This is a genomic window from Rhodoferax sp. (assembly GCF_018063565.1).
Lineage (GTDB): Bacteria > Pseudomonadota > Gammaproteobacteria > Burkholderiales > Burkholderiaceae_C > Rhodoferax.
In genome coordinates, this window is the sequence record NZ_JAGPBB010000137.1 from 1 (window position 1) to 6,356 (window position 6,356).

Below are 6,356 nucleotides of genomic sequence, written 5' to 3' on the forward strand. Positions count from 1 at the left end.
TGAAGACGGTGAGCTCAATGCCTCGTACAACTGCCTGGATAAACACATGGGCACCGCCAACGAGAACAAGGTGGCGGTCATTTTCGAAGCCGACGACGGTGCCGTGACCAAGACCACTTACAAGGAGCTGCTGGCCAAGGTGAGTCAGTTTGCCAATGCACTCACGGCCCGTGGCATCAGCAAGGGTGACCGCGTGTTGATTTACATGCCGATGACACTTGAAGGTGTGATTGCCATGCAGGCCTGCGCGCGCATTGGTGCCACCCACAGCGTGGTGTTTGGCGGCTTCTCGGCCAAGGCGCTGCAAGAGCGCATCATCGATGCCGGTGCCGTGGCGGTGGTCACTGCCAACTTCCAGATGCGCGGCGGTAAACAGTTGCCCCTGAAGGCCATCGTGGACGAAGGTCTGGGCCTGGGCGGTTGCGAGTCGATCAAGACGGTGTTTGTGTTCGAGCGCACCAGCAGCGCCTGCAACATGGTGGCCGGCCGCGACATCACCTTCACTGAAGCTCTGGCAGGCCAAAGCACCGAATGTGCGCCTGTTATGGTGGGTGCTGAGCATCCACTGTTCATTTTGTTTACTTCGGGCTCTACCGGCAAACCCAAGGGGGTGCAGCACGCCACCGGCGGTTTTGTGTTGTGGTCCAAACTGACCATGGACTGGACCTTCGACCTGAAGGCGGACGATGTGTTCTGGTGTACCGCCGACATTGGCTGGATCACCGGCCACGCCTATGTGGGTTATGGCCCTCTGGCCGCGGGTGCCACGCAGATCATTTTTGAAGGTATTCCGACTTATCCGAACGCCGGGCGTTTCTGGCAGATGATCGAGCGCCACAAATGCAGCATTTTCTACACCGCCCCGACCGCGATCCGTTCGTTGATCAAGGCCGCCGAGAGCGACGAAAAGGTCCATCCGGATCGTTCCGATCTGAGCACCCTGCGCATTCTGGGCTCGGTGGGTGAGCCGATCAACCCCGAAGCCTGGATGTGGTACTACAAGAACATCGGCCACGAAAAGTGCCCGATCGTCGACACGTTCTGGCAAACCGAGACGGGTGGTCACATGATCACGCCGCTGCCGGGTGCCACACCGCTGGTGCCGGGCAGCTGCACACTGCCGTTGCCAGGCATCATGGCCGCCATCGTGGATGAAGCTGGCCATGACGTGGCCAATGGTTCAGGCGGCATGCTGGTAGTCAAGCGCCCCTGGCCGTCGATGATTCGTACCATCTGGAACGACCCCGAGCGTTTCAAGAACAGCTATTTCCCACCTGAAATGGGCGGCACCTATTACCTCGCGGGCGACGGCGCGGTGCGCAGTGCGGACCGGGGCTATTTCCGCATTACGGGGCGTATCGACGACGTGCTCAATGTCTCAGGGCACCGCATGGGCACGATGGAAATCGAATCGGCACTGGTGGCCAAGACCGACCTGGTCGCTGAAGCGGCTGTGGTGGGTCGACCAGACGATCTGACGGGTGAGGCGATATGTGCCTTTGTGGTGCTCAAGCGCGGTTGCCCCACCGGTGATGAGGCCAAGGCCATTGCCAAAGAATTGCGTGACTGGGTGGCCAAAGAAATTGGCCCGATTGCCAAGCCCAAAGACATCCGCTTTGGTGAGAACCTGCCCAAGACCCGGTCCGGCAAGATCATGCGCCGCCTGCTGCGTTCGCTGGCAAAGGGCGAGTCGATTACGCAAGACACTTCGACCCTGGAGAACCCGGCCATCCTCGGCCAGTTGGGGCAAACCTATTGAGTGAGGGGTTTGACGGCCTGCCTGCCTGGTGCAGGCAGGCCCTTTAAAGCCAGCAAGGCCCGCAGTTTGCGGGCTTTTTTGTCACTCATCGCGGTATCATGTGCTCCAGCGGACGACTCAAACGGCTTGCCTAGCCGAGGACTTCTGTTGCAGCTAAACCATTGACACCGATATTTTCACTACCATGGCCAGTTATAACGCCCCATTTGAGATCCATGTTCATGGTCAGATCGCGCTGAAGAGCGGAGTGAGTTTTGACAACATCCAGGACGCGCTGAGGCCGATCTGGAAGTATGCCGGCGCCAGGTCTCTGGCGGATGCCGTGGGCAGCTTCTATGAAGATGAGCCGGGCATCCAGTTTGATGCCAAGGAGTCTTTGTTGCAGATGTGCTGGACCGTCGAGGGCGATGACGATTTTCGCCAGGAGCTCGATGAAATGTGCATGAATCTCAACGAGCTGGCGCAAACCGGTGCGGCAATCGAGGTCACGTTCTTTGATGCCGAATTTGATGATCAGGACGAGGATACCAGCACGGAGCAGGAGTCACGGGACGATTTTGTGATGCTTTTTGTAGGGCCTGATCCGGCCTCCATCATGCAAGTGCAGCGGGATCTTCTGGTGCAGGATGTGGTGAACCTGATGGAGCGCCATTTTGATGGTGCTGAATTGGGTGGTGTGGTGGCGGCGATTGATCAGTTGTTCGGACAGCGGTTTGACAGCCTTGTAAATTCCTTGCAGCTTGGCAAACCACCGCGGGGATCCAGTGGCGGATCGGCAGGTGGGCACGGTGGTGGGCGCAAACCCCGGCATCTGCACTGAGAGGCTGGTTTCTTAGTCCCTTTTGCGGTGGACTTTGAGCGTCGATGCCTACAATTTCCCCATGCTAAAAAAAGTCAGCGTCCACCAACTGCAGCTGGGCATGCACCTGAAGGAGTTTTGCGGCTCATGGATGGACCATCCCTTTTGGCGAACAGGGTTTGTACTGAAAGATCCCAAAGACATTGAGTTGATATTGGGCAGCAAAATCAAGGAAGTCTGGATTGACTGTGCACTGGGGTCCGATGTTGCCGTTGCGGTGCCACCTGAGGTCAAGCCGGTTGAAGCCGCCGTGCAGAATGTGCCAACCGCACCCGTGAATCAATCTGTGGTGCGGATTCGCGAGACAACGCCGGTTCCGGCAGCGCAGGAGGTGGAGCGTGCTGCGCTGATCTGCCAGGAATCCAAAGCCGCTGTGGTGTCGATGTTTGAAGAAGTTCGCATGGGCAAAGCGGTTGACGTGGGTGGTGCCAGGCAACTGGTGGAAGACATCTCGGATTCCATCTCGCGCAACCCGGGTGCCATCATCAGTTTGGCCCGCCTGAAAACCGCTGACGATTACACCTACATGCACTCGGTGGCGGTGTGTGCCATGATGGTGGCGTTGGCCAAGCAGCTTGGACTGGATGATGCACAGACCCGGTCGTGTGGTATGGCCGGTTTATTGCACGACTTGGGCAAGGTGGCCATGCCGGTTGACGTACTTAACAAGCCGGGCAAACTCACCGAGGCTGAGTTTGACATCATGAAACAGCACCCGGGCGAGGGGCACAAGATGCTGCTGGCGGGTAGCGGCGTGGATCCGGTTGCCCTTGATGTGGTGCTGCATCACCATGAGAAAACCAGCGGTACCGGCTACCCCAAGGGGCTCAAGGGTGATCAGATCAGCCTGTATTCCAAAATGGGTGCGGTGTGCGACGTGTACGACGCCATCACTTCCAATCGCCCCTACAAAGCGGGCTGGGACCCGGCAGAATCGCTGCGCAAAATGGCGGAGTGGGCCAACGGGCATTTTGATCTGATGATATTTCAGGCCTTTGTCAAGAGTATGGGCATTTACCCGGTGGGATCGCTGATTCGCCTTAAATCCGGCCGGATTGGTGTGGTGATGGAGCAAAGCAGCCGCTCCTTGACGACACCCATCATCAAGGTTTTCTACTCCACCAAGGCCGAGATGCGTATTCCGCCGGTGATTGTGGATCTTTCCAAAACGACGGAAGTCGACAAGATACTCAACCGGGAAGATCCGGCGAAATGGAATTTCCCGGATCTCAATGCGCTTTGGTCAGGTATGGCAAACTTGCCGGGCTGAGTTGGCGGGTGCCAGGTCGAGGGATACACCCAAACGGGTGCGATCAGCGGCGCACCTGCAGAGCCCCAGGATTGACGATATTGGTTGGCCGGCCTTTGATGAAGTTCACCACGTTGTCAAACGCCGCGCCAAAATACAACTCGTAACTGTCTTGCTCAACATAGCCAATGTGAGGGGTGCAGATGCAGTTCTCGAGTCGCAACAAGGCGTGACCTTGCAAAATAGGTTCAGACTCAAATACATCCACTGCAGCCAGACCGGGCCGGCCCCGGTTGAGAGCACTCAATAACGCATCGGGTTCCAGCAACTCGGCCCGCGATACATTGACAAACAAGGCGGTGGGCTTCATCTTTGACAGATCCTCCAGTCGAACCAGACCTTCGGTTTCTTCGGTCAAACGCAGGTGAAGCGTCAGGACATCGGCTTCTTCAAAGAGTTCATCGCGACTGGCTGCGAGTTCAAAGTCGTCCAGTGCGGCGCGTCCCCGCGATGCTTCACGCGCCCAAATCAATACCCGCATCCCGAAGGCGCGCCCGTAACCCGCCACAATCTGGCCAATCTTGCCATAACCCCAGATGCCCAGGGTGCGCCCTCTGAGCGTGGTGCCAAGACAAAAGTTGGGCGGCATGCCGCTGAATTTGAGTCCGGATTGTTGCCAGGCGCCATGTTTGAGATTGCCGATGTACTGTGGCAACCGCCGTGTGGCTGCCATGATTAAAGCCCATGTCAGCTCGGCAGGTGCCACCGGTGACCCGGTGCCTTCGGCCACGGCCACCCCTCGTTCGGTGCAGGCGTTGATGTCAATGTGTTTGCCAACCCGCCCGGTCTGTACCACCAACTTGAGTTTGGGGAGCTTTTCAATCAGTGGGCGCGTCAGGTGAGTACGCTCCCGATTGAGAATGATCACGTCCGCGTCCTTGAGCCGAACTGACAGCTGGCCCAAGCCCTTGACCGTATTGGTATAAACCTTGGCCTGAAAAGCCTCCAGTTTGCTGGCACAGGCCAGTTTTCTCACCGCGTCCTGGTAATCGTCGAGAATCACAATATTCATGCCGCCAATTGTGCCTTGAGGCGGTCTGTTTGCTGCAATGCGTTACTGAAAATTACCTCTGCAAACGGGCGACGGACGACAGACCGTTGCGTTGGATAGGGTGTGTTGCGCCTGAATCAGTGCAGTCTGGCTTCGTAGGCTGCCAATCGGTCAAGTTCGGCGCATACGTCGGCCATTCGACCCGAGATACGCAAACGGCCAGCCGTGCTGGGCGGCATATCAGCATCGAGCACGCGCACCACACGCAAGGCCCTTGGCTTGGGTGCACGACTCAGGGGAACGCCAGCCCCGGCGATGACGGCTCTTGAACGTGTGTTTGCCAGCGCCAGCGACGGTTGAACCTTGGCGCCGTCACGCTGATGCCCGGGCTTGTCCATCAGCCAGTGCCAAAGCGCCTTGAGCGGTGTGCTGATCTGTATATGGGAGTTTGGATTGTTCATGGGATGTCCGGGTCAAAGGTGGTGATGCCTACTGCAGCAAAAAAAGCCAGGGTTGAGGGGCAACAGAGTTGGTGTTTTGATGGACGCTCACATCAGCATGGTGTTTCGGATCAGGCCGACCGCCAGACCTTCGATTTCAAAGGGTTCGCCAGGCTCGACCACGATCGTCTGGTAGTCAGGGTTTTCGGGGTGGAGTTCGATCAGTTCCTTGTTGCGCATGAAGCGTTTGACCGTCACTTCATCACCCAGGCGTGCGACCACAATTTGGCCGTTTTTGGCGTCACGCGTGGTTTGTACGGCCAGCAAATCACCGTCCATGATGCCTGCGTCGCGCATGGACATGCCACGCACTTTGAGTAAATAGTCGGGTTTTCGCTGGAACAGGCTGCTTTCGACGTAATAGGTCTGGTCAACATGCTCCTGTGCCAGGATGGGTGACCCGGCCGCTACGCGACCCACCAGTGGCAACGCCAGCTGAACCAGTGCCGCCAGCGGAGACGCCAGGTGTTGATGGCGCGACTCATTGATACTACGCAGTGCGTCGCTGCGCAGCCGAATGCCGCGGGAGGTGCCGCTGACGAGCTCGATTGCGCCTTTGCGGGCCAGGGCTTGCAGATGCTCTTCGGCCGCATTGGCAGATTTGAAACCCAGTTCTGTGGCAATTTCGGCACGTGTGGGCGGGGCACCGGTGCGCGCGATGGCACTCTGGATAAGATCAAGGATCTGTTGCTGGCGGTCGGTCAATTTCGGGCGACTAAGCATGGTGGCTCCTGGTCATGGCTAAAAATGGCGGTGATTCAAAAGATGCTGTACTGGATAAATAGCTGCCACTGTTTTCCTATACAGTAACTGTATTTTTAAACAGTTTTAGAAAGTCTGCAAGTGAATTCTGATTTGGCACAAAAAATAGTGGTGGTTTTGGGCACCGGGGGCACCATTGCCGGCACTGCGGATTGCGCGGCTGACAATGTTGGCTA

General features: G+C 57.4%; 6 protein-coding genes. 3 read left to right on the top strand and 3 right to left on the bottom strand.

What is annotated here, in order from left to right; genetic code table 11:
• The 3 genes from acs to KBF66_RS18340 all read left to right on the top strand — a co-directional run.
• Positions 1-1,759 (top strand): acetate--CoA ligase (gene acs / locus KBF66_RS18330; RefSeq protein WP_296660931.1); only part of this gene is annotated, 1,759 nt, incomplete at its 5' end.
• Positions 1,760-1,943: 184 nt separating this feature from the next.
• The gene (locus KBF66_RS18335) at positions 1,944-2,579 is read left to right on the top strand and encodes a DUF6806 family protein (RefSeq protein ID WP_296660933.1); all 636 of its coding nucleotides are present in this window, start codon (positions 1,944-1,946) and stop codon (positions 2,577-2,579) included.
• Positions 2,580-2,640: 61 nt separating this feature from the next.
• Entirely contained in the window at positions 2,641-3,888 is a 1,248-nt protein-coding gene (locus KBF66_RS18340; RefSeq protein ID WP_296660935.1) for an HD-GYP domain-containing protein, read from the top strand.
• A 43-nt stretch (positions 3,889-3,931) separates the two neighbouring features.
• Here KBF66_RS18340 and KBF66_RS18345 read toward each other — a convergent pair whose 3' ends face one another.
• The 3 genes from KBF66_RS18345 to lexA form a co-directional block, all read right to left on the bottom strand.
• The gene (locus KBF66_RS18345; RefSeq protein WP_296660939.1) at positions 3,932-4,939 is read right to left on the bottom strand and encodes a D-2-hydroxyacid dehydrogenase family protein; all 1,008 of its coding nucleotides are present in this window, start codon (positions 4,937-4,939) and stop codon (positions 3,932-3,934) included.
• Between the two features lie 116 nt (positions 4,940-5,055).
• Positions 5,056-5,379 (bottom strand): hypothetical protein, encoded by a 324-nt coding sequence (locus KBF66_RS18350; RefSeq protein WP_296660942.1) that lies wholly within the window; start codon positions 5,377-5,379, stop codon positions 5,056-5,058.
• 87 nt (positions 5,380-5,466) lie between these two features.
• Complete coding sequence (lexA, locus tag KBF66_RS18355) at positions 5,467-6,141, bottom strand: transcriptional repressor LexA (protein WP_296660946.1); 675 nt, start codon at positions 6,139-6,141, stop codon at positions 5,467-5,469.
• Between the last annotated feature and the right edge of the window lie 215 nt (positions 6,142-6,356).